Consider the following 26,044-nt stretch of genomic DNA (forward strand, 5'->3'; position numbering starts at 1 on the left):
TTGGTCAAAAATATGCAAGATTTTGTATCAACTGCATTCTTGAAAAATTGGAAGGTTTTAAACTTTATTATGAAAATCTTCAAGCATCAAATTTAATTCTTCTAATAATGATGCGGATGCTTTTTTTGGTGAACCTGTATCAAAAGGAGGCTGTGGGTCGTATTCTAACATGAGCTGAACTGCTTTACTCTTTTCATCTCCGAATTCCCAAGCCATCAACTGGAGAGCCATATCAATACCTGCAGATACACCAGCTGCTGTTATGATTTTTTCATGGCGAACGACTCTCTCTTCAGTTGGAATAGCCCCGAGAGAACGAAGCAAGTCAAAAGAGCTCCAATGACTAGTGGCTTTAACACCATTTAGTAGGCCAGTAGCACCTAAGATTAAAGAACCTGTACATACAGTTGTAGTCCATTTAGTAGTTTCATGTATTTGGAGAATCCAATTGAGAGTTTCTTCGTCCTCCATAAGTTGTTTAAAGTTAGGCGGGCGACATCCAGGAATAATAAGGATATCAGCTGAATTAACTTCAGTAAAATTATAATCGGCATGTAAATAGCCCATTTTTGAATCTAATTTAATTAAGCCCGTAGTTTTAGCAACAAACTTTATGTTGTTATTGCTTTCTGCTGCAAATACTTCGTACGGACCAATAGCATCTAATGCAGTAATCCCTTCATAGAGCATAATAACGATTTCCATTATAATCTCCCCTTAAGTTATTACAAATGTAATCTAGTAACGATTAAAAAAGAATTTATTCAATATTCTTTTTTATCGTTACTTTAAATATACTATACCCCAGATGTGTATTAGTTTATACTACTGTGTCAAACTTGTGACAAAAACTATGAATAGGTTCATTTATTTCGTATAGAGTTACTCTTTCATGTAATGATTGAAAAATTTAACTTCCCAGAAAGAAGAAATATAAAATATAGTACTTAGACTAAATTCTTAAATAGAAGGGGAATAATCGTACTTTCGTATGACTTCATTTTAGTCACAATTATTGATTTAATTATTTTCGTTTTTTATTAAAATATTGGTAAAGAATCAATTACATTTAAAAAGGGAGTGGGAATATGGTTCATTATATTTGCACGACATGTGGAGTTCAGTATCCCGAAAATAAAGAGGCACCTTCGCGTTGTAAAATTTGTAATGAGGAAAGGCAATATATGAATCCAATGGGGCAGTCATGGACAACATTAGAAACAATGCAACATAGCAATTTATACAAAAATGAAATAATAAAAGAAGAAACTGGTTTGTATAGCATTACTACTAAACCTAAGTTTGCAATTGGACAAACAGCATTTTTAATACAAAGTAAAACTCTAAATGTTTTGTGGGATTGTATTAGTTATTTAGATGATAAAACGATACAACGTATATATGATTTAGGTGGTATTCAAGCAATAGCACTTTCTCATCCACATTATTACTCTACACAAGTAAAATGGGCGGAAACATTTCATATACCTATCTATATTCATGAAGATGATAAAGAATGGGTGGTCCGCCCGAGTAAGCAAATTAAATTTTGGTCTGGGGAACATTTGATATTATCGGAAGAACTTACATTGCATCGGTTAGGTGGCCATTTTAAAGGTGGAACTGTTATGCACTGGAAAGACGGTAATGAGGGGAAAGGTATTTTGTTATCAGGTGATATTATACAAGTAGTTTCGGATCGAAAATGGGTAAGTTTTATGTATAGTTATCCCAATCTTATCCCATTACCAGCGAATAAAGTTAGAAAAATGGCAGAGAAAGTAAAAGGAATCCAATTTAGTCGACTGTATAATGCGTTTCATGGTGTTGTGATGGAAGATGCGAATAGGGCTGTACAAAGATCTGCTGATCGATATATAAAGGCCCTACAAGGAGAATTATTTCATACGTAATAATATATATGGAAGAAATCGTTATTTTATCTCCATATTTGTATAACTAAGTTTATATGAATTTTATACTAAAGTCCTACTATGTATGAACGAATAGGTCTTTCAACTTAAGCAGTTCTCACACTAATGAGGGATATTAAACTAAATATATGTAACTTATAATGGCTACTATAAAGCTTTGGAAAATGAAAAGGAGGAGATTTGCATGAAGAATTGGGTTCAATTTAGAATTGCAAGACCAACAGATAAATTTGAAGAAGTTATAAGTTTTTACGAAACAGGATTAGGGTTAAAACGTATAGGGGAATTTCACAATCATGAAGGATATGACGGGGTTATGTTTGGATTACCGGGTGAAGAGTACCATTTGGAGTTTACTACGCATGTAAATGGAAGCCCATGCCCAGCACCGACAAAAGATAATTTACTAGTTTTTTATATGCCGAATAAAGATGAAATTGAAATAATCGCGAATCGGTTAAGTGAAATGGGCTACCATGAGGTGGAACCGGAAAATCCGTATTGGATAGAGAAAGGTACTACAATAGAGGATCCAGATGGCTGGAGAATTGTGCTTATGAATGCATTTGAATAAAGAAGTTCTTTTCGTATGTAATAGAGTGCAACAAAATGATTTAGACAAAAATCCCTACAACGTTTGTAGGGATTTTTTATAGGAAAATATAGTTAATAGCGTAATTGAAATATAGAAAGTATTTTGACTAAGAACAAATGTTATAAATATGATGTATGACGGAGGTATAAAAGTATGATAGTAAACCATTTTGAAGAGTTTTCTAAAAATGTTGGAAATACCCCTCTCATTAAATTAGAATGCGAAGAAACGAAGAATCTTTCAATCTATGCTAAATGTGAATGGCACAACCCTACAGGATCGATTAAGGATAGAGCAGCACTTGGAATGATCAATAAATATTTACAAGAAGCGAACAAAAAACAACATATTTTAGAGTATAGTGGTGGAAGCTTAGCGAGGTCAATTGGCTATCTTTGTTATTATTTAGGGATTGAATGCACGTTAGTGTTAAGTTCTGCAACTGGTCAATCTCTATTAAATGAACTCGAATATTATGGTGCTAACGTAATCTTAGTTGATAAATGTAAGGGATTTTACGCTGTAATTGAGAAGACAATAGAGATTAGCAAACAAAAACAAGAGTTATACTTTTTGTTCCAACATTATAATAATGCAAATTTATTAAGTCATATAGAAGGAACAGGCCGAGAAATTATTGCACAAATGAACGGAAAACCAATACACGCATGGGTAGCATCCGCTGGTACTGGTGGAACTCTAATTGGGGTCTATAAAGCAGTAAAGAAGTATACAAAAAATGTTGAGCTACATTTAGTAATGCCTGCCGAATTACCATATGGATCTGAACAACCGCCAAATGCTTTAAAGAAATATGCAGGATCAGGTGGATTCGGTCTAGGACGGAAACAACATTTCATAGAAAAGGAAGACAATTTGATAGAAAAGCAATGGACTTATTCATATGAAGAAACCTTGTATGAAATGGCCCGTTTTTATAAGGCTACTGGTATGAAAATAGGAACGTCTGCGGCAGCAAACTTATTAGCTGCAAAACAATTAGGAAAAGAAAAAGGTGCGAATTTTAATGTAGTTACCGTTTTTCCGGATGCAGGTTCTATAGAAGAGTGGTCAGATGTAAAGAGTTTAGCCAAAATATAGCGGAGATAAATTATTGAGAGAACGAACCAAAGGTGGTTCCTTCGTTTATTTCTTATTTTATGGAAATTTGATACCATGAAAAACCTGCATGTTTACAATGTGTAGGTTTTTCATGGTGTGATTGCGTAGTATATTTAAAATTTCACATACCGTATTTTAAAAATAAATATAGGAAAATCAAAAAATAATGTAGAATATATCGTACATACCTATATGAAGTCAACAGAAAACATAAAAGAGGTGGACAAATGCTACTTGAAGAGGTCATGCAGCAACTAGAGAAATATGGAACGGAACAAAATCGAAAAACGTATAAAAATCATGGGGCGAAAGAGCCGCTATTCGGAGTCAGTTTTGCAAATTTAAAATTATTAAAAAAGAAGATAAAAAAAGATCATGATTTAGCAATTTCATTATGGGAAACAAAAAATATGGATGCAATGACTTTAGCAACGTATATTTTAGAACCGAAGAATGTAACATCAGAACAGCTGAATAGTTGGATTAGGGATGTTGATTATTATTGTTTAATGGACGTTCTTATGACAGCTATATGTACGTCGCCAATCGCAATAGAAAGAATGGACGAATGGACGAAATCTGATGATGAATGGATCGGGAGAGCAGGTTGGTCATTATTAGCGAATATCGCAATAAAAAATAAAAAGTTAGACGATAACTTCTTCATGCCGTATTTAGAAGAGATTAAAGTTCATATACATAATGAAAAAAATAGAAAAAGAGAAGCAATGAATAGCGCTTTAATTGCGATAGGGATTCGAAATGAAGCTTTAGAGCAACAAGCAATTGAAATTGCTCGTGAAATTGGAAAAGTAAAAATTGATCACGGTGCAACGTCATGTAAAACACCAGATGCAGAACCGTATATAAAAAAGGCTCGAGAAAGAGCAGAAAAAAGAAAGTAAAATAAGCGAAGGAGAAAAGAAAATGAAACCAATTGAAGCGGCACAAAGCATAATTACATCACAATTTCCGAATTGTGATGTAGCTTTACTGGGAGGAAGCGTTGTACGAGGAGAAGCGACAAAAACATCTGACCTTGATATTGTTATAGTCGATCAAAGTTTGTCATCTTGTTATAGAGAATCCTTCTATAGTAATGGATGGCCCGTTGAAGTATTTGTACATAATTTTGTAACGTATAAAACCTTTTTTAAAATGGATTGTGATCGCGGGCGACCTTCTCTACCTCAATTAGTTTCAGAAGGAATTGTATTAAAAGGGGAAAGTGAAATTGTTGAGAAATTAAAAAAAGAAGCGAACGATTTACTAATTAAAGGACCAGATAAATGGACCGAAGAAACGATGAAACAGAAGCGCTATTTTATTTCGGATACTTTGGATGACTTCATTGGTGCATCAAAAAGAGAAGAAGAACTATTCATTGCTAATTTATTAGCGGAATTAATACATGAATATGTATTAAGAGTAAATGGCCAATGGCTTGGAAATTCAAAATGGTTTATTAGAGTTTTAAGAAGATATGATGACCATTATGCAGAACAATTTGTAGCGGCTTTTGATCATTTTTATAAAAACGGTGATAAAAATGTATTAATTAATTTTACAGAAAAGACGTTAGAACTATACGGAGGAAGAGTGTTCGAAGGATTTTCTATTGGCAAATAAAAAGGAGATAGTAAAATGAAAATACCATTCGTTCAATTAAGGGAATTGACACTAGAGGATGTAGAAGATCGATATCAATGGTCATTAGATACAGAAGTGACAAAACACTTAGTCGTACCAGATCAATATCCTCCGTTCACTCGTGAAGATACGAGAAAATGGATTGAAGCATGCATAAGTCGAAAGAATGGTTATGAACAAAGGGCTATCGTTACAGAAAACAATATACACATTGGCTGGGTAGACCTTAAAAATTTTGACAAAACAAATAAAAATGCGGAACTAGGAATTACGATTGGGGATAAAGAGTATTGGGGAACAGGGTATGGAATAGCATCTCTATATAGTATATTACAACTGGGATTCTTTGATTTCGAATTGGAGAAAGTTTGGCTACGTGTAGATGAGGATAATTTACAAGCTAGAAAGAGTTATGAAAAGGCTGGCTTTGTTTGTGAAGGACTAATGAGAAATGATCGGTTACGTCAAAAGAAGTTCATTCATCGCTATCGTTATAGTATGTTAAAAGAAGAATATCAATCTATAATTAGTGGTTTATAAAAATATTATGTAAATTAAAAAGGGGTAGAGATACATGATTCGATTACTTACGAAAGAAGATGCAAAAAAATATTGGGATTTACGTTTACAAGCATTACAAGTAAACCCAGAGGCGTTTATAACAACTTATGAAGAGGCGATTCGTCAGGAAAATCCTATTGAGCGAGTTGAAGGGAATTTAACATCTACTATTAGTTGTACACTTGGCGCGTTTAATGAAGAAAAATTAATTGGTGTAGTCACTTTACTAACGGAAGAGAAAGTAGCATATAAGCATAAAGGCCATATCGTTGCGATGTATGTAGACGCACAAAACAGACGAAACGGGTTGGCACGTGAGCTAATTGCAAATGCAATTCAAAGAGCGCGGGATATACAACTAGAGCAATTGACATTAGGTGTTGTATCTACAAACGAACCAGCAAAAAATTTGTACGAATCAATGGGCTTTAAAACATATGGAATTGAAAAAAGGGCTATAAAGATTAATGGTGCGTACAGTGATGATGAGCATATGGTGCTGTTCCTTTAAAGGACGGAGTTTATCATGAAAGATCTTTATTTAGAAAAAAACATGAATCCGCAAGTAGCAATTTTGTATGCAACGGTTCGAGATACATATATACGATTGCGAAATTTAGTAGAAAGTACTGAAGAGAAGGAATTATCTTTTAAAGGGTCTGAAAATAATGAAAATAGCATCGGACAGCTACTTCAGCATTTAGCAGTTGTCGATTTACATTGGGTGTATCGCTTAAAGGGAGAAGAAGTTCCACTGCACTAAAAAATAAATATGGGCCTATGTTGAATGAAGTGGGAGAACTGCCAGTTTTAAGAAAACACACGTTACAAGAGTTAATGCAAGATTATGAAGCAGTGCAACAATTGTTTTATCCCGCATTAACGGGCAGCCCGATTGGTTAAACTAATAATCAGTGGGGGATGAACAAAACCCCCACTGATTAAAGTTTCACTTTATGAAGAATGTATGAAACTAACAGAAAATGATTTAACACGGGAAGTTTTTTATGAAAAGGGCGAAAATGCGACAATAAGATGGGGCATATGGCATATAGCTGATCATAATCGGTATCATCAAGCGCATATTGGTCAGTTAAGAAAATTATATAGAGCTAGATTACATGTAAGTTAAAGTGCGTGAATTTTAATTATATTCATTTTGTTGTATAGTATTAAGAAGAAACTAAACAAGGGGTTTTATAATGAAAGCAATTGCAATAGGGATATTGGCATCATTTTTCTTTGCCTTTACCTTTGTTTTAAACCGGGCGATGGACTTAGAAGGTGGAAGTTGGATTTGGAGTGCATCATTACGGTATTACTTTATGGTACCAATGCTACTACTTATTGTCATGTATAGAGGCAACTTAAAGCAACTCTTTCAATATATGAAAAACAATCCGAAAGAATGGTTGGTATGGAGTATTGTAGGTTTTGGTCTTTTTTATGCACCACTTAGTTTTGCTGGCGCATTTGGACCAGGGTGGCTTGTTGCATCAACATGGCAAATTACGATAGTCGCAGGGATTTTGTTAACACCATTTTTTGCGGTAGACCCATTACATAAAAAACTTCCGATGAAAGAATTAGTAATGTCGGGTATTATTTTATTCGGTGTTGTACTCATGCAAGTAGAACATGCTTCTTCTTTAGGAATTCGTGAAACCATTTTATGTGTAGTTCCTGTTCTCATTGCGGCGTTTGCGTACCCACTTGGAAATCGAAAAATGATGCAAGTATGTAAAGGGGAATTAGATGTATTCCAGCGAGTTCTCGGGATGACATTAGCAAGTTTACCATTTTGGTTTTTACTATCTGGTTACGAAGTATCAACAGGTGGATTACCGTCAAGTAGCCAAGTTTTTCAATGTTTTATTGTAGCAGTTAGTTCAGGTTTAATCGCGACAGTATTATTTTTCTTTGCGACAAATCTTGTGAAAGATGATCCGCAAAAGCTAGCAACGGTTGAAGCGACACAATCCGGTGAAGTTTTATTTGCTTTAGTAGGAGAGCTTATTTGGCTTTCTGCTCCAATTCCATCATCTTTATCTTGGGTTGGAATGAGTCTCGTTATTGTCGGAATGATACTGCATAGTTATGTGGCGGTCGTTGTGAAAAAAGAAGAAAAGATAACAGCGTAATGAGATTAGCTCTTTTTTATAAAGAGCTAATCTTTTTTCATAGAAAGGGATGAAGATATGAATTTGCAACGTGTTGAACAAATTGGAAGGGATTCAATTTTAAATGTGCTACAGTATGCAGTCGGTCCAAGTGAAACAAGCTTAAAGAAAGCGGTAGTATTTTATCAAAGCAATAAAGGTAGATTATATAAATATGAAAAAAAGGCTTGTATAGGTATTGAAATAATCGGAGCAAATGAAGCGAGAATATGCCACATAGCAGTCGTTCCAGAATATCGTCATACAGGAATTGCGTTTCAAATGATAAGGGAAGTAGTAAGAATGCATCAATTGACTTATGTCGAAGCTGAGACAGACAATGAGGCAGTAGAATTTTATAAGAAAATTGGTTTTAAGGTTAAAAGTTTAGGAGAAAAATATCCAGGGATAGAAAGATTTCATTTGTATTTTAAAAATAAAACATATTGAAATAATCTGAGAATATAATATCCGGAATAGGAATTGAAGAGATAGTTCGTTTTTTATTTATCTGTTCTATTTTTAATAGAAGATCTTTCTTAGTTTTTGACGAAAACTTAAGAAAGATTGGAATGTTCATTTGATGTTAAGGAAGGAAGTAAAATATGGATAGATCAATAAATGATAGAACAATTGAAAAAAAGCGTGCAGTCTCATTGGATTTAGCAAGAGGCACTATGCTACTGTTAATCGTACTTGCTCATGCACCGCTTTACTTGTATGCAGCAGATCCTGGAATTATGCATAGAGTGGAAAGCAGTAGTTTCTTTGATCAAATTGTAAATCTTTTTGGTATATTCATAATTGATAACCGTGCAAGAGCAATGTTTGCCGTATTATTAGGCTACGGTTTAGTTCTAGCATTTGAAGGGCAAATATCAAAAGGGAAAAATGAAATTCAGGCTGTAAAAATAGTAAGAAAACGCTCCTTGTATTTAATACTGTTTGGGATTGTGTTAGCGGTCTTAATTGGAGGGCAAGATATTCTTATGGCCTATGGTTTAGCGGGTATTTTTGTTAGTCCACTATTAAAGTGTAAAATGAAAACATTAATTCGAACGTTTATAATTATCGCTATATTGTATACCATTTTTATTCCAATAATATGGGGACTTAATATGCAATCAATAGGTGATTATGGTTTTTCACCAGATGTTTCGGCAAAAGACACGTATCTTAGTACTACAATGACACGATTACTTTTCTTTCCTATTATACCTGTACTCATCCATTTTATGTTCCCAATTCTTCCTTCTGTAATTCTTGGTTTGTGGATTGCTAGATATAAGTTATTAATAAAACCAGAGCAACAGTTAAAAAAATTATATTTTATAACAACTATAGGATTAGCAATTTCTTTAATAGGTGCTTTGCCTTTATCTTTTATAGGGACTATATGGTATCCAACTGTATTTACAGCTGGAATGATAAATGGAATCCATATTTTAACTGGAATTGCTGGAGGATTAGCATATGCAACAGGTTTCGGGATAATAGGGAGTAGATTGAAAAATCCAGGGTACTTTAGCCTTGCGTTAATCGCTCTAGGAAAACGTTCATTAACATTTTTTGTTTTAAATGAAGCACTGCTTGTTATATTTTTATCACCAGTAGCATTTGATTTAGGAGGGCATGTAAGTAACGCTTTTGCTGCATTGATAGCAATATGTATTTGGATATTGTCTGTCATAGTAGCTTTAATAATGGAAAAAAATAATCTTAATGGACCATTAGAAATTTTATTGAGACGTTTAGTATATAAAAAATAAATAAAGTGAAAGACGACATAATACAAAATCGTCTTTCACTTTATTTAGGTGTACAGATAGACAATTCGGCTATTATAATATTTCATTTTCATTTAGGGAATAAATAGCATGAAAATATGTAAATATGCATATTGAGTATAGTTTGTAAAAAGTGATATTTGCATTATATAATATAGTTAAATGGAAAAATATAGATAAAAGAAATTAGGTGTATAGCACATGAGAATGGAAAAAAATAAATTTTTGAAAGTCGCTGCTTCAATTGGCGTGTCATCTTTTTTATTAACAGGTTGTGGTGACTATGAAGAAGAAAATGTACAACAAGAAAATACCGCTGTTAAAACGGATGGTGGGAAGCAAGGGAGCGAACAAGAACCATTAAATTGTGATGATAGAGCCCCAACTACTGAAAATGTAGAAAAAGATGAGTTATGCAAGGAAAATAATCCATCATTTTCATCGTATCAAGAAAACTCTCACTTACCGATATTACCGTTCGTAGCAGGATATTTATTAGCAAGTAAAACCTCAAATATGAACTATACAGTCAAACCAAATGTAATGAAGAAACCATATACAAACAATGTTCTTTCTTATCGTGAAAAAGATGAACGGAGAACTGGTGGCAGCGGTGGCGGAGGTTATTACGGCGGAACTACTAGCAACAACGATTCTTCAAAGAAAGTGGATTTAAATAAACAACAGCACAATCCATCAAATAAAGTGACGCCAGATACAAATACATCTAAATCATCTACGACACAAACGCCGAAAGTAAATTCTGGTTCAAGTGGAATTGGGAACGCAAAAGCGCCGGCCGGATCATAAAGAGAAAGGATAATAGAGTCATGTATACAGAACAAGAACAGAAAGAGTATATGAAAATATGGTTTTCACTTGCGGAAGAGGCTGGTAGGAATGGTTTTACGTGGCCGAGTCTATTAGAGAATGAAGAGTGGAATCAGTATATGGCAACAGGGATGTTTCGTATGTCGGTAAACACATATACCGCTATTTCGAAAGCGACAGAAGAAATAATGTATGTGTTATATAGAACGTATCAATATATTGTACATACGACAGAAGATTTTCAAAAACTCGGATTCCCGCCTGAAACGTGGGAGATTGCGAGAATGAAACATACTGGTTTGTTTTCTTATTTTACAAGGCTCGACTTTATCGTAAATGGTGATGTTATTAAATTAATAGAAGTGAATTGTGATACACCAACAGGATATTTAGAACCTTCTGTTGCAAATGAAGTGTTGTGCCGTTATCACGATGTGAATCACCCGAATCATATTGAGGAGCATATTGTACAGGCATGGGAACAAATTAAACATGACTATAATATTGATCCTGAAGAAACGATATATTTTAGTAGCTATGATTGGCACGATGAAGACCATCAAACAGTCCAGTTTTTAAGAAGTTATTGCCTAAATCAGCCCACGGAATATGTAGGAATTCAAGATATTGTAGTTACAGATGATGGAATATATACGCCAAATGGCAAGCGAATTCATTATTTATATCGACTGTATCCAATTGAATATTTAGTTACAGATGTTGATAAAAATGGAAAAAGAATTGGTCTGCAGTTTTTAAATCATATAGCGCAAGGAAGAGTGAAAATTATTAATCCACCAGCCGCATTCGTAATGCAAAATAAAAATGTGCTTGCATTAATTTGGAAGCTTTATGAAAAAGCGGTTTTCTTTGAAGAAGAAGAGCGTGTTATTATTAATAAATACTTCTTACCAACATATTTTACAAATAAGCCATTTAAAGAAAGAAATGAATCATTTGTTTCTAAACCTTTATATGGACGTGAAGGTGGGGGCGTATCTATATACGAAAATGATGAACTATTAGCTGAAGATAAAACGGAATATTACTTTGAACAACGGAAAATATATCAGCAATACATAGAAATGCCTGACTATACCATTGATACATGGGATGGTCCGTATACTGGTAAATTATTAATTGGCTCACATTGTATTAGTGGGAGAGCGGCAGGGTTATTTTTACGAGTTGGTGAGAAAATAACGGGAAACTTATCGATGTTTACTGGGGTTACGATTGAAGGATAAAATGAAAAGAAAAGCCCATCATTTTGAAGTGCACCCCAATTGTTAGACACATAATTAACAATTGGAGGTGCACTTTTTATGGCTAAATTTTCTTCAAAAGATAAAATACAAGCAGTAAAACGATATCTAGAAGGTACAGAAGGCGGAAAAACCATTGCTAATTCTATAGGGGTTCATCCTAGAGAACTTTATCAATGGATTAAACGGTTTGAATTTTCAGGGGAAAAGGCGTTTGAAAAACGCTATACAACTTACTCTCTCGAGTATAAACTAGATGTAATTCATTATATGAATGAAAATGGGACATCTCTGAGAGAAACAGCTGCTTTTTTTAATATTCCTTCTTGCGAAACACTCCGAAAATGGAAAGTAGCTTATGAAACAGAAGGATTAGATGCCCTAAAATCAAAGAAAAAGGGGCGTCTAACCATGGCCAAAGAAAAAGCTAAGCTACAACATTTAAAACAAAACGAAGTATCTCTTGAAGGTTCTATAGAAGCGCTACAAGCAGAGAATGAACGTCTGCGTATGGAAAATGACTATTTAAAAAAGTTAAATGCCTTAGTTCAAAAGAAGAAAACATCACAGACCAAGACAAAGCGCAATTGATTTATGAATTAAGGCATAAATACAAGGTCGTTGACCTTGTGAAAGTCGCTAATATCGCTCGTAGTACGTATTATTACTGGATGAAACAAGCGAAACGTCCAGATAAATATAAGAAAGTTAAAGAATTAATTAAAGAGATCTTTAGTGAGAATTTTGGGAGGTATGGTTATCGTCGTATTACATTGGAATTACGTAATCGAGGCCATGCATTAAATCATAAAACCGTTCGACGTTTAATGAATATCCTGGGATTAAAATGTCTTGTTCGATTAAAAAAATATCGTTCATATAAAGGGACTGTCGGGAAATTCGCTCCTAATATTTTAAAACGTAATTTTCACGCATCAAAACCAAATGAAAAATGGGTAACAGATGTGACGGAGTTCCACTTACATGGTAAAAAACTATATCTATCACCCATTTTAGACTTATATAACGGAGAAATTATAGCTTACAATATAGAACATAGACCTGCCTATTCCCTTGTTTCTAAAATGTTGAATAAGGCGTTTCAACGTTTGAATGATAAGGAAACTCCTATTTTACACTCGGATCAAGGTTGGCATTATCAAATGCGACAATATCATCAGTCGCTTAAAAAACATAACGTTATCCAAAGTATGTCCCGTAAGGGAAATTGCTTAGATAATGCAGTCATGGAAAATTTCTTTGGCTTATTAAAGTCTGAATTACTTTATCTTAAAGAGTTTGAAAGTATGGAACAATTTAAGCAAGAACTAGAAACTTATATTCATTACTACAATAACAAAAGAATTAAAACAAAACTAAAAGGATTGTCCCCTGTGCAATACAGAGTTCAATCCTTAGTAGCTGCTTAATATATTTGTCTAATTTTTTGGATTCAGTTCATTTTTGATGGGCTTTTTCGTCTATCTATAAAGTGTAAATTGAAATGGTAACTTTTTATTGCTGTGATGTAACACTTTCATCTTTCTTCATTTCAAAGATTTTCTTTCCATCTTCATCTACAATTTTAATAGTATTTCTAAGTTTTGGTGCACCAATATATAAAACGGGATTTTCATCTTGCCCTTTATCTTTTTCAATATGTAATACGATAACAGATGTGTCTTTTTCGTCTTGTACTTCTTTTACTGTAATTTTATCGTTTTTATACTTTTTTCCAAATGCTACATACACCATTCTTTTTCCTTCACTAATACTACCATTTGAGTAATGAATCATAGTTGGATCTTTTTGTGCTTTTTCATATAAATTTAATGGCCCATATCCGCCTTCATTATATCTGGATTTTTCTAATACCCAATACCCCTCATAGTCATTGTTAATAGAAACACATGCATGTAAAGAAATGAGCCCAAATAGTAGAAAAGGAAATAGAATTTTTTTCATTTGTTCACCTTCTTTTAGTAATTTAAATGAATATACCATAATTTAACTATTTTTTACGTAATAATACTACCATTTTTTTGTAGTATTGAATACGATCAAGTTAAAAATTAAGAAAAATATGATAATATATTTATATAAAAGTTTAAATTTTAATATACGTGGTTAGTGGGGGAACCGTTATGAAAATGAATGAAATAGTTGAGAGTACACAATTTCCGAATACAATTCAAACAATTACAAACGATTTAAAAGCACTAGGAGTCGAAAAAGGAATGACAATTATTGTTCATTCATCATTAAGTTCTATCGGCTGGATATCTGGCGGAGTGGTTGCAGTAGTAGAAGCTTTAATGAAAGTCGTTACAGAAGAAGGAACAATTATAATGCCAACACAATCTTCGGATTTATCTGATCCGAAACATTGGTCAAGGCCGCCTGTACCTGAAGATTGGTGGCAAATTATACGTGATAGCGTCCCAGCATTTGATCCACGTATAACACCAACAAGAGGAATGGGGAAAATAGTTGAATGTTTTCGTACATACCCGAATGTAGTACGAAGTAATCATCCATTAGGAAGTTTTGCTGCATGGGGGAAACATGCAGAGGAAATAACAATGAATCAGTCGCTATCGATGAGTTTGGGAGAGGAATCACCATTAAAAAAAATATACGATTTTGATGGGTACATATTATTAATTGGTGTTGGCTATGACTCGAATACGTCTGTTCATTTATCTGAAGTACGTTCTGGTGCATGTGAATTAATAAAAGTAGGAGCACCAATTATAGAAAACGGTGAAAGAGTATGGAAAGAATTTGTTGAAATGGATTACGAATCAGATACGTTTGTGGAAATTGGTGTAGAGTTTGAGCGAAAAGGAACTGTAACAATGGGGAAAATAGGTAATGCAACGAGCCGTCTTATGAAGCAACGTGATATAGTTGACTTTGGAACAGAATGGTTTCTTAAGAAAAATCAGTAAGGGATGGTTACAATGAAGGGGAAAAAGGTATTAATTACAAGCGGTGGTTGTTTAGAAAAATGGGATCAAGTACGCGGACATACGAATATGGCTAAAGGTACGATTGGAAGAATAATCGCAGAAGAACTTATAGCTAAAGGGGCACACGTTATATATTTACACGGTTATTTCGCTGAGAAACCGAACGATGTAAATAGAGGATTAGAATTACATCCATTTGAGGGAATTGTTGATTTGCAAGATAAAATGAAAAGTATCATTACGCATGAAAAAGTCGATGCGGTTATTATGGCAGCGGCTGGATCAGATTGGGTTGTGGAAAAGATTTGTGATCAAGATGGCAATGTTCTTAATATGAATGGGAAAATTTCAAGTGATATAGCACCAATTATACATTTTCAAAAAGCTCCAAAAGTTTTGAAGCAAATAAAACAATGGGATCCGGAAACAGTACTCGTTGGTTTTAAGCTTGAAAGTGATTTAAGTGAAGAAGAACTGTTTGAGAGAGCGAAAAATAGAATGAAAGAAGCAAAGGCGAATGTAATGATAGCAAATTCACCACATTCTTTATATTCGCGCGGGGCTGTACACTATGTAATTGGACAAGATGGTAAAGGAAAGTTATGTAAAGGGAAAGATGAAACAGCGAAAGAAATTGTCAAAAGCTTAGAGATATTATGTAATCGTATTACTGCTTTGTAAAATTAAGTTTTTAGATAAGAATGAATCCGCATAGTATATGGGTAAGCGAAACTTTAATTAGTGGGAATTTTACTTTTACACGAATGTGAAGCATAAACCAATCAAGAGCTATACGCAGAATAATTGGTGAGGAGTGGATTCTATGGAACATTTATTAAAGCAAGCTATTAAACTTAGAAATGAAAAGAAATATGCGCAGTCTAGAGAAATACTTATAGGATTAACAAACTTTACAAAAGATGCAGAAGTACTGTACCAATGTGCATGGATACACGATGTCATGGGATTAGAAACAGAAGCAGTTCCGTATTATGAGCAGGCGATCGCAAATGGACTTGATGGTGAATCCCTTTGCGGTGCCTATATCGGTTTAGGGAGTACATATCGTTGCATTGGAGAGTATGAAAAGGCAATTGTGGTACTAGAAGCTGGAGTAAAGAAATTCCCTGAGAACGATCCGATGAGAGTATTTTTATCATTAGCAAAGTATAATGTAAACGAACATGAATCCGCAATGAAATTATTACTTGAAACAGTCGTGAAAGTAGATGAAGTAAAAGAATTTGAACGTGCTATTTCATTTTATAAAGACCACTTAAACGAGGTGTTTAAATAAAGGAGTGAACGTATGAGTGTCACACTATCGCGAAGGCGAAAAGGCATTTGGATTGGACTCGTATCTTGCATTATGTTATCCAACTATTTATTGTATGCCCTTCCCATTGTACCAGCTGCTCCAAAAGAAGTAGTGCTTGGGTCATTATTAGATTGTATGTTTGTAATTCCAGTCATTACGTATTTCTTTATTATTCGAAAAAGATACTCGTTAACGTATATCTTTCCTGTCGTAATAGCTGGATATATATTTGCGAGATTTATAATTCCAAGCGACTATTTACAAGCTTTTTCATTCGTTTCTTATATAGTAGTGACGGGGGAAATTGCATTTGTAGCTTTACAATTGTTCCTTCTATATAAAATCGTGACAATGCTTCCTAAAATAATTAATAAATATAAAGCACATAAAAAAGAGTATTCTTCATTCTCTTATTCAATTGATGCAGCATTTGATGACACTATGAAAAGAAGTAAGGTTATAAATATCATGCTTACTGAGTGTAAGCTAATCTATTATGCGTTATTATCTTGGCGTGCAAAAGTACCAGATGACGAATTTACCTATTCTTACCATAAAAACACCGGTGCTATAGGTGTTTATAGCATGATAATTCACGCAACAGCAATTGAAAGTATCGGTTTTCATTATTTACTTCATCAATGGAATCCAGTAATAGCTTGGATTTTACTTATTTTAAACGTATATGCGATGATTTATTTTATAGCTGAAATACAAGCGATACGTAAAAATCCAATTATCATAACAGAAAAACAAGTAATGATTCAAATCGGATTAGGAAAGAAAATCGTTTTGCCATTTACACAAATTGATAATATTACGTTCTACAAGGGGGAATCACTAACAGCAAAAGAAGAGAAAGAGGTATTGGATGCAACTGTTATGGAGTTCATAAAAGAACCTGCTACTTTTGAAATAACGTTAAAAGAGCCAGTAAAAGCGCAGGTGTTATATGGTTTTTCTAAAACAGTAAATCGTGTGCACTTAAATGTTGATGAGGAACGGAAATTTTATAATGCGATTTCTGAAAGGTTAAAACTTATAAGTCATGAATAGTGAAAAACTCCTTCTAAAATAAGAGGGAGTTTTATTGTGTAATTGTAGACAACAATATAAACAACTATATACTTCTTAATTGCTATATAAATGGATATAATTAAGGATAGAAATAGCATAAGGGGAACAAAATAATGAATCAATTACGTACATCAAAAATTGAAATTACAGAAAGAAAAATTCGGTATGATTCGACAATAGTGGATTACGATTGCTTATTGCTGAAAAAACAATCGGAAAGTATCGTGTTATTTCACGAGGTCCAGTATTCATTTACAATGACGGCACACGATACAAAGTTAACTATTCAAAAAGGAAGTTACACAATTGCATACTACTGGGAAGATCGTCCTTACAATTTATACGTATGGAGAGATAAGGAAGGGAATTATGTAGGTGCCTATTTTAATATCGTAAAAAATACAAAAATAACAGAAGAAGTAGTTTCCTTCGAAGATTTAATTATCGATATTATGGTACTTCCAAATGGAGAATATTTCATATTAGATGAGGATGAATTACCGGAGCCGATAGAAAACTTTGAAGATGGATTTGTAAAAGAAGCTCTTCATACATTGACGGATACCATTCAAGAGTTGCTTCCTAAAATTATAATAGAAACTGCTACTATCTTTAAAAATAAATAATGTTCATTAAAACCTAGTTGACTCATCGGAAATATTTGTATAATATGTAGTTAATTCTATAACAAGTGGCTGATTGGAGAAACCAAAGGCATTTTATCTATTGATAAAATGCCTTTGGTTTTTTTATTAGTTACATAACAGCATAATCAATTAATCCAAATGATTCATAGTAGGGAGGGTGAACGTGTGACAGTTTCAATTAAAGGGGTATCTAAGAAATTTGCGAAAGCGGTAGGTAGTGTTCAAGTATTAGAGAATATTAATTTTCAATTAGAGAAAGGGGATTTTGTTACAATAATTGGTCCGAGTGGGTGCGGAAAAAGTACATTATTAAAAATTGTTGCAGGTTTAGATAATGATTTTGAAGGGGAAGTTGCTATTGATGGCGAGCGCATCGTAAAACCAAGTAAGAAACAAGGTTTTATTTTTCAAGAACATAGGCTTTTTCCATGGTTAACAGTTGAAGAAAATATAGCGGCAGATTTGTCGTTAAAAGATAAGTATGTGAAAGATAAAGTGAGAGAATGGGTTGAAATCGTTCGGTTAGATGGCTTTGAAAAATCGTATCCGAAAGAAATTTCAGGTGGGATGTCACAACGTGTTGCGATAGCAAGAGCTTTGTTAAGAGATCCGAATGTATTATTACTTGATGAACCTTTTGGAGCGCTGGATGCGTTTACTCGAAGTCATTTACAAGAAGTATTGCTAAATATTTGGGAGCAGAAGAAAACAACAATGATATTCGTTACACATGATATAGATGAAGCGATATATCTTTCAAACCGAATCATCATTATGAGTGCAAAACCAGGGGAAATACATAAAGTGATTGAAAATAAGTTGCCTTATCCGCGAAATAAAACTTCACAATCGTTCCAACAACTTCGAACGAAAGTATTACAGCAGTTTGAATATGGGGGATTGATTCAAACAAGTATATAGGAAAAGGGTGATTTTATATGTATAAAAAATTTATAGTTCTTTCTTTTGCTTTAGCTATATCAGTATTTTTATTAGGATGCGAAAAAAGTACAGCAAGTAGTAAGAAAGAAGATGTAACAATACAAATTGGTATACAGCAAGGATTAAGTCCACTATTACTAGCAAAGAAAAAGGGGTGGTTTGAAGAGGAGTTTAAAAAAGAAGGAGTTAAAGTGAAATGGACAGAGTTCCAAAGTGGACCTCCTTATTTTGAAGCAATCGCATCAAACCGATTAGATTTTGGTGAAGTAGGGAATTCTCCAGTCATTTCAGCGCAAGCAGCAGGTATTGGATTTACTGAAATCGCCAATACAAGTTATGCGAGAAAAGGAACTGGAATTCTCGTTCAAAAAGATAGCAAGATTGCGAGTATAAAAGATTTAAAAGGTAAAAAAATTGCAGTAGCAAAAGGAAGTAGTGCCTTTAATTTATTATATCGAGCACTTGATAAAGAAGGTATTGATGCAAAAGATGTAAATGTCATTCAATTACAACCAGATGAAGCGCAGCCTGCATTCGAATCAGGATCAGTAGATGCATGGGCGATTTGGGATCCATTTATTTCGTTACATACGGTAAATAAGGGCGCGAAAGTGATTGCAGATGGTGAAACATTAGATGTCTCTTCACCAGAATTTTTAATTACGAGAACAAAATTTGCGAAAGAACATCCAGAATTAGTTGAGAAATTTCTCAAAGTTTATGAGAAAGCACGTGTATGGCAAGATGCTAACTTAGATGAAGCAATAAAAGTATACACTTCTGTAAAAAAGATAGATGCGGAAATCGTAAAAGAAGTTTTTAATCACGACAAACCAATTTTAGTTCCGGTAACGAAGGAAATAATAGCAGAGCAACAAAAGACAGCGAAATTTCAATATAAGCTCGGTTCTATAAAGAAAGAAATTAAGACGGAAAAAGTTGTAGATAATTCTTTCGTAGAAAAAGCGTTGAAAGCGAAGTGAAAAGAGGTTTTGTAAAGTGGAAAATACGAAAGCTGTTATGAAATCAGCGAGTATAATGATTGAGAAAAACAGCGTAAAGAAGGTGCGGAAGTTAAATATAAAAGTTTTAGTAAGGGCGATTACTATACCGGTTATTATATTAATAATTTGGCAGTTGGCTGGCGTATTCGGTCTTGTCACTAAAACAGTTTTACCAACACCATTAGATATTTTTCTAGCTTTCCAAGAGCTTATTAAAACAGGAGAGTTATTCGGCCATTTAAGTATTAGTGTATTCAGGGCCGCAGCTGGTTTCTTTATTGGCGGGGGCTTAGGGGTTATTTTAGGAACGATTGTTGGATTTTCAACGAGAAGTGAGCAATATTTAGATCCATCTGTGCAAATGTTAAGAACTGTACCTCATTTAGCTGTTGCGCCGCTTTTCGTATTATGGTTTGGTTTTGGCGAAACATCGAAAGTATTATTAATTGCGGACGGTGCATTTTTTCCTTTATACGTAAATGCGTTTTTAGGGATACGAGGTGTAGACTCAAAGTTATTTGATGTTGCGAGAGTATTAGAGTTTAATAAACGAAAATTAATTACGAAACTAATTTTACCAGCTGCATTGCCTAACCTTTTACTAGGAGCAAGGTTATCGTTAGGTGTTGCATGGGTGAGTTTAGTAGTAGCAGAACTTATGGGATCTACAGAAGGTATCGGTTATATGATTATGGATGCAAGGCAATTTTCAAATACAGATATCGTATTTGTCGGTATTATAATCTTTGCATTCGTCGGGAAGTTTTCTGATTCACTCGTCCGTTTACTAGAAGTGAAGTTTTTAAGGTGGCGAGATAGTTTTAAAGGTGAGACAGGGAATTAATATGTAAATTATTAGGGGTAATTTATATACAGATTTTTAGTTTGCGTTTCAAAATAAATAAGGGGTGTGCAAGAGTATGGAAATATTATGGTTTATTCCGGCTTATGGAGATGGTCGATATTTAGGAACGACAAAACGAGGAAGAGCAGCTGAGTATGGTTATTATAAACAAGTTGCTGAGGCGGCTGATTATTTAGGATATACGGGTGTTTTACTTCCAACTGGTCAAGGATGTGAAGACCCTTGGGTGTTAGCTTCAGCTCTTGCTGCTGAAACAGAAAAACTAAAATTTTTAGTAGCAGTGAGACCAGGATTAATGTCACCTACAGTTGCAGCGAGGATGGCATCTACATTTGATAGAATTTCAGATGGTCGATTACTTATTAATGTAGTAGCTGGAGGAGATCCCGTTGAACTACAAGGAGATGGATTGTATCTTGAACATGACGAAAGGTATGAAGCAGCGGATGAATTTTTAAAAGTTTGGAAATCGACCTTGCAAGGTGAAACGATCTCATTAGAAGGAAAACATATTAAAGTTACAGAAAGTAAAGTCGTGTTCCCGCCAGTCCAAACACCGTATCCTCCTATATATTTCGGAGGGTCATCAGCTGCTGGAAAAGAAGTTGCAGCTGAACATAGTGATGTATATTTAACGTGGGGAGAGCCACCTCAGCAAGTAAAAGAGAAAATAGAGGAAGTAAGAAAACTTGCAGAAGAGAAGGGGCGTACGGTACGATTCGGTATCAGGTTGCACGTAATTGTAAGAGAAACAGAAGAAGAAGCATGGGAAGAGGCAGAACGTTTAATTCAATATGTAGATAATCAAACGATTGAGCTTGCTCAAAAGACATTTGCAAGATATGATTCAGTTGGCCAAAAACGGATGACATATTTAAATAAAGGAACAAGGGAGTCGTTAGAGATAAGCCCAAACTTATGGGCTGGAATCGGACTTGTAAGAGGTGGTGCAGGCACTGCACTTGTAGGAGATCCGCAAACGGTAGCGGAAAGAATAAAAGAATATGAAGCGTTAGGAATTGATACATTTGTTTTATCGGGATATCCTCATTTAGAAGAGGCATATGAAGTGGCAGAACTGTTATTCCCTTTATTGAAAGATGAGAAGAAACAAGAAAATAAAATTGTTGGTGAAATGATAGCTGATGCATTTGCATTAAAAAAATAATGAGAAAAAACCCGCAAGCGATTCGCATGCGGGTTTTCATCGTAAACTATCAGAAAATATGGTAAAATTAAATAGTAACTTAAGGTACGGTTGGTTGTTCAATTATCACTTCTCCGAATAGGAGGGGGGTGATAATACATGAGTGAAATAGCGTTGCTACTGCAGGGTGGACTGTTTCTCGTTGCATTGTTAACGTTCGTCGTTGTTTTAATAGACAAGCTCAAAAAATAACAACCCACCTAAGCCAATAGAATGTGGGTTGTTTTGTTTGTAAGAAACAAATAGGATAAGTGAACAATCCAATCTGCTAAGTTACGTGGACTAGTGTGTAGCCGCACACTAGTCTTTTTTATTTATATACAATTTATAATTAGTTTATGTGATTGGATTGTTCTTTTCATACTCATTATAACACAGTGTCTTTTCATGAAGAAAGGAGACCGTATGTTCTGATTTTGATTAAATAGTAGATGATGTTTCTTTAAATAACCCATCCATATACTGTTTTAAAGTTTGGACATAAAATTCTTGCTTATTCACATTATTTACGCCGACAATTGGCGATGCAAGTTCATATCGCTTTTCTGATAAATGAACGACAACATCAAAGATGTCAAACAAACGAATGAAGCAGAATAGGCCGTCTTTATCGCTAAGTAAAATAAAGTAATGGTTTTCACTATTTGTATTTAATGTATTCCATAATGAACTTTTGCTTAAGTCACGAACAATACTCTTTTCTTTTAATTCCATGAAATCGGCATTTGATAGAATATTAGAAATATCAATTGCATCTGGATCTTCAAAGTAGCCATCAATTGTTTGTACAGCGAAAGCGTAAGCCATTTTTAATACGCTCATTTTGTATTTACGGTTATCTAAAAGTAATTCACGTTGAATAGAGCTAGCTACTTTCGTTACACGTTCTTCTTTCCAAATTTCATTATGTAGAGAAATATCGTGCTTTTTACATAGTTTCATAATTAATGCATTGGAATAAAGTATTTCATCACTTACTTCAACAACATCTGTTTCAGCCGCCGCAAGTTCCTCACCATGCTCATTTGTATAGAGAGGGGAGTCGATTTGTTTTTTCATTTGCTCAATCTTAAATTGACTTAATTTATGCCTAATTAAAGGGCGATCAATATTTGTTGTCATTTGTTCATGACAAGTATCACAAATTGAGTTTGTGAAATAATAGCCACATAATATTTCTGGGATGACATATTGTTCACTCAGTTCTTTCGTATCTTTTCTGCAAATGATGCATTGTGTCATTTTTATCACCTTTACCTGCAAATTTGTATGTATTCTCATTGTAGTGTATTTATTGGTATTTTGGAATATTGTAAAGGAAAATATTATGTGAAATTAAAGTTTAATTTGGTACAATAAAGAGAAGTGCTAGTTTAAAGGAGGACGTTTGTTTGAAATCGAAAGTGCACTTTTGGACATTAGAAGTGCTAATGGTTGTAGGAATCATATTTATTTGCACAAAAATATCGTTTCTATTTCAACCGATTGGTATCTTCATATCAACATTGTTTTTCCCAATCTTAATCGCGCTTTTTTTATACTTCATATTTAATCCTGTATTAGTCTTTTTGGAGAATAAAAAAGTACCTAGAAATTTAGCGATTCTACTGTTATATCTTTTTATCATCACATTAACTGCGGTTGGCGTTGGAGTAGTTGTTCCGACGATTTCACAACAGTTAATGGATTTAGTGAAAAATATGCCAGGGTATATAAAAGAGGGAAAAGTATACATACAAGATTTATCACATCACAGATTGTTTGAATGGTTATCTACACAAAATTACGTTTCCATTGAAACAATTGAAAAAAATGCAATTGAATACTTAAAGGATATACCAAATACAATTACGTCGAGTGCAACGGCTTTATTTGGTATCATCACGAACGTTGCGTTAGTTATCTTTACAGTACCGTTCATTTTATTTTACATGTTTAAAGATGGGCATGCCTTTCCAGGAAAAGCGGTTAGCTTATTACCAGAGTCTTACCGTGAAGAAGGACTTCGTATCATAAAGGAAACGAATGAAACGTTATCTGCATATATTCAAGGGCAAGCGCTCGTTTGTATATTTGTTGGTGCTTTTACTTTCATCGGTTATTTAATTATCGATTTACCGTACGCTTTTGTTTTAGGAATTATTGCAGCATTTACAAATATCATTCCTAACTTAGGTCCATTTATCGGTGCGGCACCAGCTGTTATTGTAGGTTTGTTCGTATCTCCGATGCAAGCATTGTACGTAATTATTATTGTTACAATAGTACAACAGTTTGAAAGTAATATTATTTCACCACGTATTATGAGTTCGAAATTAAATATTCACCCGTTAACAATTATTATCTTAATTTTAGGGGTAGGTAATTTCGCGGGAATTATCGGAATGATTTTAGCAGTACCAGTTTATGCAGTAACAAAAACAGTTGTTTCAAACTTAGTAAGATTGTTTAAAACGAAACGAAATAATCGAAAATAGTATATGTTGAGGAAGATACACCGCTTTTTAAGTGGTGTATCTTTCGTTTGTTAATCAATATAAAAAAGTGTATTAATGCGATTTTATTATATGTTTTTTATATATCAAATTTAACGGTAAACTTGTGGGATTTAAGGTCTATAAAACTATGTGGAATCCCTCTGAACTATCCAAATCATTTCTTTACACCGTACTATCAACATCATAATCGACTCCTTTCAAGTTAATTCATATAAACTATAGGTGAGTGTAATATTTACTTTTACAATCACGAATTTCATCAATAATTTGTTTATACTGTTGCTCTTGTTTTAATTCATTTTGAGAAATCGTTTCTTTTTGAATCGTAATAGTTAAAAAGAAAAGGTGAAACTTCATATGTGAATTCCTCCTTTCAAATGGGAATTACAAATGACTACAGTAATGACTCTGTCTTTCTTTTACATAATCCATAGCTTGATTAATTTGACGTTCGTGAAGCATTTCAGTTTCAGAAAAATTATGTTTTTGAATGGTAATGGTTAAATAGAATACTTTAAATTTCATTAGATTTTTACCCCTTTATAAGTTATTTAGAACAGACGATTGTAAAAAGAAGATTGAAGCTCTTTTACTTCGTCCATAGTAGTTTGAACGTGTTGATCGTGTAAAACCTCATTTTGTGAAAGTTTACGCTTTTGAATGGTAATGGTTAAAAAGAATGCTTTAAATTTCATTGAATTATTACCCCTTTAGGATTTATTTAGAACAGACGATTGTAAAAAGAAGATTGAAGCTCTTTTACTTCGTCCATAGTAGTTTGAACGTGTTGATCGTGTAAAACCTCATTTTGTGAAAGCTTACGTTTTTGAATGGTAATGGTTAAAAAGAATGCTTTAAATTTCATGAAGATATTGCTCCTTTAAAATATATTTTTAATACATTTGTGTATAGTATGAAATTTTAATGTCAGTTATTTTATCAGTTGTTTGTTTTACTTGTTGTTTACGAATGATTTCATCTTCAGATAAAGTGTTTTTCTGAAGTGCAGTCGTAAAAAAGAAAACATGAAAAGTCATAAATGAATTCCTCCTTTCGAAAAGGAATTACAGGTGATCACAATAAAGCACTTGGCGCTCCTTAACATCATCCATAGCTTTTTGAATTCGCGCATTATGAAGCAGTTCCGTATTGGAACGTCTATTTCTTTGAATCGTAATACTTAAAAACAATACGCTAATAGTCATTGAATGTTGCTCCTTTCTTTAAAAAATAATGTAAGAGACTAAAAAACCGCACAAAAAAACCACAGGAAGATACAGTTCTCCTACGGCTGGGCGTGAAAAAGCCACAGGAAAGTATACGACCTCCTGTGGCGAATTTATGAATTAAAAGAAATAATATACGATCTTCAATTCTCCATTAGGGTGGTCGAATTCATATTCAATTGTCCGAAAAACAAAGGTGCAGCTAACGCAAAAGTTAATGCATGTAATTGTAATTTCATCATTTTCTTCGACCTCCTTTTAGAATTTTTTTCTTACGTTAGTAATTATATACAATTAATGGATAATTGTAAACCTAAAAATTGAAAATTTTTAATTTTGATTAAAATGCTTATATTTAAAAGGGATTTGAAAAGCAGTATAGTA

33 protein-coding genes and 1 pseudogene are annotated in these 26,044 nt (G+C 33.7%); 25 read left to right on the forward strand and 9 right to left on the reverse strand.

The genetic code is table 11. The features are described 5' to 3' along the window. Positions 1-57 precede the first annotated feature (57 nt). Entirely contained in the window at positions 58-705 is a 648-nt protein-coding gene (locus A6J74_RS02030; RefSeq protein WP_000407027.1) for a DJ-1/PfpI family protein, read from the reverse strand. Between the two features lie 383 nt (positions 706-1,088). Between A6J74_RS02030 and A6J74_RS02035 the strand changes: the two genes are divergently transcribed. From A6J74_RS02035 to A6J74_RS02100, 14 genes and pseudogenes are all read left to right on the forward strand, one after another. Then, complete coding sequence (locus tag A6J74_RS02035; RefSeq protein ID WP_000233816.1) at positions 1,089-1,913, forward strand: MBL fold metallo-hydrolase; 825 nt, start codon at positions 1,089-1,091, stop codon at positions 1,911-1,913. 205 nt (positions 1,914-2,118) lie between these two features. After that, positions 2,119-2,508, forward strand: a complete 390-nt coding sequence (locus A6J74_RS02040; RefSeq protein ID WP_000800673.1) for a VOC family protein — start codon at positions 2,119-2,121, stop codon at positions 2,506-2,508. Between the two features lie 174 nt (positions 2,509-2,682). Continuing rightward, complete coding sequence (locus A6J74_RS02045) at positions 2,683-3,630, forward strand: PLP-dependent cysteine synthase family protein (RefSeq protein ID WP_000636772.1); 948 nt, start codon at positions 2,683-2,685, stop codon at positions 3,628-3,630. A gap of 248 nt (positions 3,631-3,878) precedes the next feature. Continuing rightward, the gene (locus A6J74_RS02050) at positions 3,879-4,556 is read left to right on the forward strand and encodes a DNA alkylation repair protein (RefSeq protein WP_000923467.1); all 678 of its coding nucleotides are present in this window, start codon (positions 3,879-3,881) and stop codon (positions 4,554-4,556) included. A gap of 22 nt (positions 4,557-4,578) precedes the next feature. Further along, positions 4,579-5,280, forward strand: coding sequence for a nucleotidyltransferase domain-containing protein (locus A6J74_RS02055; protein WP_000802436.1), 702 nt, complete (start codon positions 4,579-4,581; stop codon positions 5,278-5,280). A gap of 15 nt (positions 5,281-5,295) precedes the next feature. Then, entirely contained in the window at positions 5,296-5,841 is a 546-nt protein-coding gene (locus A6J74_RS02060; RefSeq protein WP_000701132.1) for a GNAT family N-acetyltransferase, read from the forward strand. A 34-nt stretch (positions 5,842-5,875) separates the two neighbouring features. Beyond that, positions 5,876-6,373: a GNAT family N-acetyltransferase gene (locus A6J74_RS02065; RefSeq protein ID WP_000620331.1), complete on the forward strand. Its 498-nt coding sequence runs from the start codon at positions 5,876-5,878 to the stop codon at positions 6,371-6,373. A 15-nt stretch (positions 6,374-6,388) separates the two neighbouring features. Further along, a pseudogene (locus A6J74_RS02070) lies at positions 6,389-6,994 on the forward strand (DinB family protein). 70 nt (positions 6,995-7,064) lie between these two features. Further along, entirely contained in the window at positions 7,065-8,003 is a 939-nt protein-coding gene (locus A6J74_RS02075; RefSeq protein WP_080609281.1) for a DMT family transporter, read from the forward strand. Positions 8,004-8,060: 57 nt separating this feature from the next. Further along, positions 8,061-8,471, forward strand: coding sequence for a GNAT family N-acetyltransferase (locus A6J74_RS02080; protein WP_001053326.1), 411 nt, complete (start codon positions 8,061-8,063; stop codon positions 8,469-8,471). Between the two features lie 155 nt (positions 8,472-8,626). Continuing rightward, positions 8,627-9,790 (forward strand): DUF418 domain-containing protein, encoded by a 1,164-nt coding sequence (locus A6J74_RS02085; protein WP_000376143.1) that lies wholly within the window; start codon positions 8,627-8,629, stop codon positions 9,788-9,790. A 219-nt stretch (positions 9,791-10,009) separates the two neighbouring features. After that, a complete protein-coding gene (locus A6J74_RS02090; protein WP_001242218.1) occupies positions 10,010-10,618 on the forward strand; it encodes a hypothetical protein in 609 nt (202 codons plus the stop codon). A gap of 20 nt (positions 10,619-10,638) precedes the next feature. After that, positions 10,639-11,886 carry a glutathionylspermidine synthase family protein gene (locus A6J74_RS02095; protein WP_000287862.1) on the forward strand — a complete coding sequence of 416 codons (1,248 nt, stop codon included), beginning with the start codon at positions 10,639-10,641 and terminating at the stop codon, positions 11,884-11,886. A 78-nt stretch (positions 11,887-11,964) separates the two neighbouring features. Next, positions 11,965-13,334, forward strand: a protein-coding gene (locus A6J74_RS02100) for an IS3-like element ISBth167 family transposase (protein ID WP_087963641.1) whose coding sequence is annotated in 2 segments (ribosomal slippage) — positions 11,965-12,430 and positions 12,430-13,334 — 1,371 coding nt in all. Because the reading frame shifts where the segments join, the coding sequence is not laid out codon by codon here. A gap of 85 nt (positions 13,335-13,419) precedes the next feature. Here A6J74_RS02100 and A6J74_RS02105 read toward each other — a convergent pair. After that, on the reverse strand, positions 13,420-13,869 hold the full coding sequence (locus A6J74_RS02105; protein ID WP_000721816.1) for a hypothetical protein: 450 nt from the start codon (positions 13,867-13,869) through the stop codon (positions 13,420-13,422). A gap of 185 nt (positions 13,870-14,054) precedes the next feature. On the opposite strand from A6J74_RS02105, the gene A6J74_RS02110 reads away from it, so the two are divergent. From A6J74_RS02110 to A6J74_RS30285, 10 genes are all read left to right on the forward strand, one after another. Beyond that, a complete protein-coding gene (locus A6J74_RS02110; protein WP_141551486.1) occupies positions 14,055-14,855 on the forward strand; it encodes an AAC(3) family N-acetyltransferase in 801 nt (266 codons plus the stop codon). 12 nt (positions 14,856-14,867) lie between these two features. Continuing rightward, complete coding sequence (locus tag A6J74_RS02115) at positions 14,868-15,557, forward strand: phosphopantothenoylcysteine decarboxylase domain-containing protein (RefSeq protein ID WP_000676697.1); 690 nt, start codon at positions 14,868-14,870, stop codon at positions 15,555-15,557. Between the two features lie 142 nt (positions 15,558-15,699). Then, on the forward strand, positions 15,700-16,173 hold the full coding sequence (locus A6J74_RS02120) for a tetratricopeptide repeat protein (protein WP_000400640.1): 474 nt from the start codon (positions 15,700-15,702) through the stop codon (positions 16,171-16,173). A 12-nt stretch (positions 16,174-16,185) separates the two neighbouring features. Then, the gene (locus A6J74_RS02125; protein WP_000117463.1) at positions 16,186-17,250 is read left to right on the forward strand and encodes a hypothetical protein; all 1,065 of its coding nucleotides are present in this window, start codon (positions 16,186-16,188) and stop codon (positions 17,248-17,250) included. A 134-nt stretch (positions 17,251-17,384) separates the two neighbouring features. Continuing rightward, positions 17,385-17,897 carry a ribonuclease FAU-1 family protein gene (locus A6J74_RS02130; protein ID WP_001072801.1) on the forward strand — a complete coding sequence of 171 codons (513 nt, stop codon included), beginning with the start codon at positions 17,385-17,387 and terminating at the stop codon, positions 17,895-17,897. Positions 17,898-18,083: 186 nt separating this feature from the next. Next, the gene (locus tag A6J74_RS02135; protein ID WP_002093657.1) at positions 18,084-18,839 is read left to right on the forward strand and encodes an ABC transporter ATP-binding protein; all 756 of its coding nucleotides are present in this window, start codon (positions 18,084-18,086) and stop codon (positions 18,837-18,839) included. A 17-nt stretch (positions 18,840-18,856) separates the two neighbouring features. Further along, a complete protein-coding gene (locus tag A6J74_RS02140) occupies positions 18,857-19,843 on the forward strand; it encodes an aliphatic sulfonate ABC transporter substrate-binding protein (RefSeq protein WP_000276900.1) in 987 nt (328 codons plus the stop codon). A gap of 16 nt (positions 19,844-19,859) precedes the next feature. Next, entirely contained in the window at positions 19,860-20,708 is an 849-nt protein-coding gene (locus tag A6J74_RS02145; RefSeq protein WP_000432143.1) for an ABC transporter permease, read from the forward strand. Positions 20,709-20,784: 76 nt separating this feature from the next. After that, positions 20,785-21,897, forward strand: a complete 1,113-nt coding sequence (gene ssuD / locus A6J74_RS02150) for an FMNH2-dependent alkanesulfonate monooxygenase (protein ID WP_000404867.1) — start codon at positions 20,785-20,787, stop codon at positions 21,895-21,897. A gap of 138 nt (positions 21,898-22,035) precedes the next feature. Beyond that, entirely contained in the window at positions 22,036-22,128 is a 93-nt protein-coding gene (locus tag A6J74_RS30285; protein WP_001289320.1) for a putative holin-like toxin, read from the forward strand. A gap of 228 nt (positions 22,129-22,356) precedes the next feature. Here the strand turns inward: A6J74_RS30285 and A6J74_RS02160 are convergent, their stop codons facing one another. Next, on the reverse strand, positions 22,357-23,178 hold the full coding sequence (locus A6J74_RS02160) for an HNH endonuclease (RefSeq protein ID WP_000189690.1): 822 nt from the start codon (positions 23,176-23,178) through the stop codon (positions 22,357-22,359). A 149-nt stretch (positions 23,179-23,327) separates the two neighbouring features. Between A6J74_RS02160 and A6J74_RS02165 the strand changes: the two genes are divergently transcribed. Further along, complete coding sequence (locus tag A6J74_RS02165) at positions 23,328-24,413, forward strand: AI-2E family transporter (protein WP_000837897.1); 1,086 nt, start codon at positions 23,328-23,330, stop codon at positions 24,411-24,413. Between the two features lie 237 nt (positions 24,414-24,650). On the opposite strand, the gene A6J74_RS02170 is transcribed toward A6J74_RS02165, so the two are convergent. Genes A6J74_RS02170 through A6J74_RS02195 form a run of 6 tightly spaced genes read right to left on the reverse strand, consistent with a single transcriptional unit; the run spans position 24,651 to position 25,639 of the window. Next, complete coding sequence (locus tag A6J74_RS02170) at positions 24,651-24,791, reverse strand: YrzI family small protein (protein ID WP_000668494.1); 141 nt, start codon at positions 24,789-24,791, stop codon at positions 24,651-24,653. A 27-nt stretch (positions 24,792-24,818) separates the two neighbouring features. Continuing rightward, positions 24,819-24,959 (reverse strand): YrzI family small protein, encoded by a 141-nt coding sequence (locus tag A6J74_RS02175; RefSeq protein ID WP_000669820.1) that lies wholly within the window; start codon positions 24,957-24,959, stop codon positions 24,819-24,821. Positions 24,960-24,985: 26 nt separating this feature from the next. Further along, entirely contained in the window at positions 24,986-25,129 is a 144-nt protein-coding gene (locus tag A6J74_RS02180) for a YrzI family small protein (RefSeq protein WP_000668979.1), read from the reverse strand. Between the two features lie 26 nt (positions 25,130-25,155). Then, on the reverse strand, positions 25,156-25,299 hold the full coding sequence (locus A6J74_RS02185; RefSeq protein ID WP_000668979.1) for a YrzI family small protein: 144 nt from the start codon (positions 25,297-25,299) through the stop codon (positions 25,156-25,158). 28 nt (positions 25,300-25,327) lie between these two features. Continuing rightward, on the reverse strand, positions 25,328-25,471 hold the full coding sequence (locus tag A6J74_RS02190; protein ID WP_000142746.1) for a YrzI family small protein: 144 nt from the start codon (positions 25,469-25,471) through the stop codon (positions 25,328-25,330). Between the two features lie 27 nt (positions 25,472-25,498). Next, entirely contained in the window at positions 25,499-25,639 is a 141-nt protein-coding gene (locus A6J74_RS02195; RefSeq protein ID WP_000156182.1) for a YrzI family small protein, read from the reverse strand. Between the last annotated feature and the right edge of the window lie 405 nt (positions 25,640-26,044).

Source organism: Bacillus sp. FDAARGOS_235 (assembly GCF_002073415.2).
GTDB lineage: Bacteria > Bacillota > Bacilli > Bacillales > Bacillaceae_G > Bacillus_A > Bacillus_A toyonensis.

Excerpts from the sequence above, each read along its gene's own strand:
- A6J74_RS02030 (WP_000407027.1), bottom strand. The coding sequence starts at position 705 with ATGGAAATCGTTATTATGCTCTATGAAGGGATTACTGCATTAGATGCT.
- A6J74_RS02035 (WP_000233816.1), top strand. The coding sequence starts at position 1,089 with ATGGTTCATTATATTTGCACGACATGTGGAGTTCAGTATCCCGAAAAT.
- A6J74_RS02040 (WP_000800673.1), top strand. The coding sequence starts at position 2,119 with ATGAAGAATTGGGTTCAATTTAGAATTGCAAGACCAACAGATAAATTT.
- A6J74_RS02045 (WP_000636772.1), top strand. The coding sequence starts at position 2,683 with ATGATAGTAAACCATTTTGAAGAGTTTTCTAAAAATGTTGGAAATACC.
- A6J74_RS02050 (WP_000923467.1), top strand. The coding sequence starts at position 3,879 with ATGCTACTTGAAGAGGTCATGCAGCAACTAGAGAAATATGGAACGGAA.
- A6J74_RS02055 (WP_000802436.1), top strand. The coding sequence starts at position 4,579 with ATGAAACCAATTGAAGCGGCACAAAGCATAATTACATCACAATTTCCG.
- A6J74_RS02060 (WP_000701132.1), top strand. The coding sequence starts at position 5,296 with ATGAAAATACCATTCGTTCAATTAAGGGAATTGACACTAGAGGATGTA.
- A6J74_RS02065 (WP_000620331.1), top strand. The coding sequence starts at position 5,876 with ATGATTCGATTACTTACGAAAGAAGATGCAAAAAAATATTGGGATTTA.
- A6J74_RS02075 (WP_080609281.1), top strand. The coding sequence starts at position 7,065 with ATGAAAGCAATTGCAATAGGGATATTGGCATCATTTTTCTTTGCCTTT.
- A6J74_RS02080 (WP_001053326.1), top strand. The coding sequence starts at position 8,061 with ATGAATTTGCAACGTGTTGAACAAATTGGAAGGGATTCAATTTTAAAT.
- A6J74_RS02085 (WP_000376143.1), top strand. The coding sequence starts at position 8,627 with ATGGATAGATCAATAAATGATAGAACAATTGAAAAAAAGCGTGCAGTC.
- A6J74_RS02090 (WP_001242218.1), top strand. The coding sequence starts at position 10,010 with ATGAGAATGGAAAAAAATAAATTTTTGAAAGTCGCTGCTTCAATTGGC.
- A6J74_RS02095 (WP_000287862.1), top strand. The coding sequence starts at position 10,639 with ATGTATACAGAACAAGAACAGAAAGAGTATATGAAAATATGGTTTTCA.
- A6J74_RS02105 (WP_000721816.1), bottom strand. The coding sequence starts at position 13,869 with ATGAAAAAAATTCTATTTCCTTTTCTACTATTTGGGCTCATTTCTTTA.
- A6J74_RS02110 (WP_141551486.1), top strand. The coding sequence starts at position 14,055 with ATGAATGAAATAGTTGAGAGTACACAATTTCCGAATACAATTCAAACA.
- A6J74_RS02115 (WP_000676697.1), top strand. The coding sequence starts at position 14,868 with ATGAAGGGGAAAAAGGTATTAATTACAAGCGGTGGTTGTTTAGAAAAA.
- A6J74_RS02120 (WP_000400640.1), top strand. The coding sequence starts at position 15,700 with ATGGAACATTTATTAAAGCAAGCTATTAAACTTAGAAATGAAAAGAAA.
- A6J74_RS02125 (WP_000117463.1), top strand. The coding sequence starts at position 16,186 with ATGAGTGTCACACTATCGCGAAGGCGAAAAGGCATTTGGATTGGACTC.
- A6J74_RS02130 (WP_001072801.1), top strand. The coding sequence starts at position 17,385 with ATGAATCAATTACGTACATCAAAAATTGAAATTACAGAAAGAAAAATT.
- A6J74_RS02140 (WP_000276900.1), top strand. The coding sequence starts at position 18,857 with ATGTATAAAAAATTTATAGTTCTTTCTTTTGCTTTAGCTATATCAGTA.
- ssuD (WP_000404867.1), top strand. The coding sequence starts at position 20,785 with ATGGAAATATTATGGTTTATTCCGGCTTATGGAGATGGTCGATATTTA.
- A6J74_RS30285 (WP_001289320.1), top strand. The coding sequence starts at position 22,036 with ATGAGTGAAATAGCGTTGCTACTGCAGGGTGGACTGTTTCTCGTTGCA.
- A6J74_RS02160 (WP_000189690.1), bottom strand. The coding sequence starts at position 23,178 with ATGACACAATGCATCATTTGCAGAAAAGATACGAAAGAACTGAGTGAA.
- A6J74_RS02170 (WP_000668494.1), bottom strand. The coding sequence starts at position 24,791 with ATGAAGTTTCACCTTTTCTTTTTAACTATTACGATTCAAAAAGAAACG.
- A6J74_RS02175 (WP_000669820.1), bottom strand. The coding sequence starts at position 24,959 with ATGAAATTTAAAGTATTCTATTTAACCATTACCATTCAAAAACATAAT.
- A6J74_RS02180 (WP_000668979.1), bottom strand. The coding sequence starts at position 25,129 with ATGAAATTTAAAGCATTCTTTTTAACCATTACCATTCAAAAGCGTAAA.
- A6J74_RS02185 (WP_000668979.1), bottom strand. The coding sequence starts at position 25,299 with ATGAAATTTAAAGCATTCTTTTTAACCATTACCATTCAAAAACGTAAG.
- A6J74_RS02190 (WP_000142746.1), bottom strand. The coding sequence starts at position 25,471 with ATGACTTTTCATGTTTTCTTTTTTACGACTGCACTTCAGAAAAACACT.
- A6J74_RS02195 (WP_000156182.1), bottom strand. The coding sequence starts at position 25,639 with ATGACTATTAGCGTATTGTTTTTAAGTATTACGATTCAAAGAAATAGA.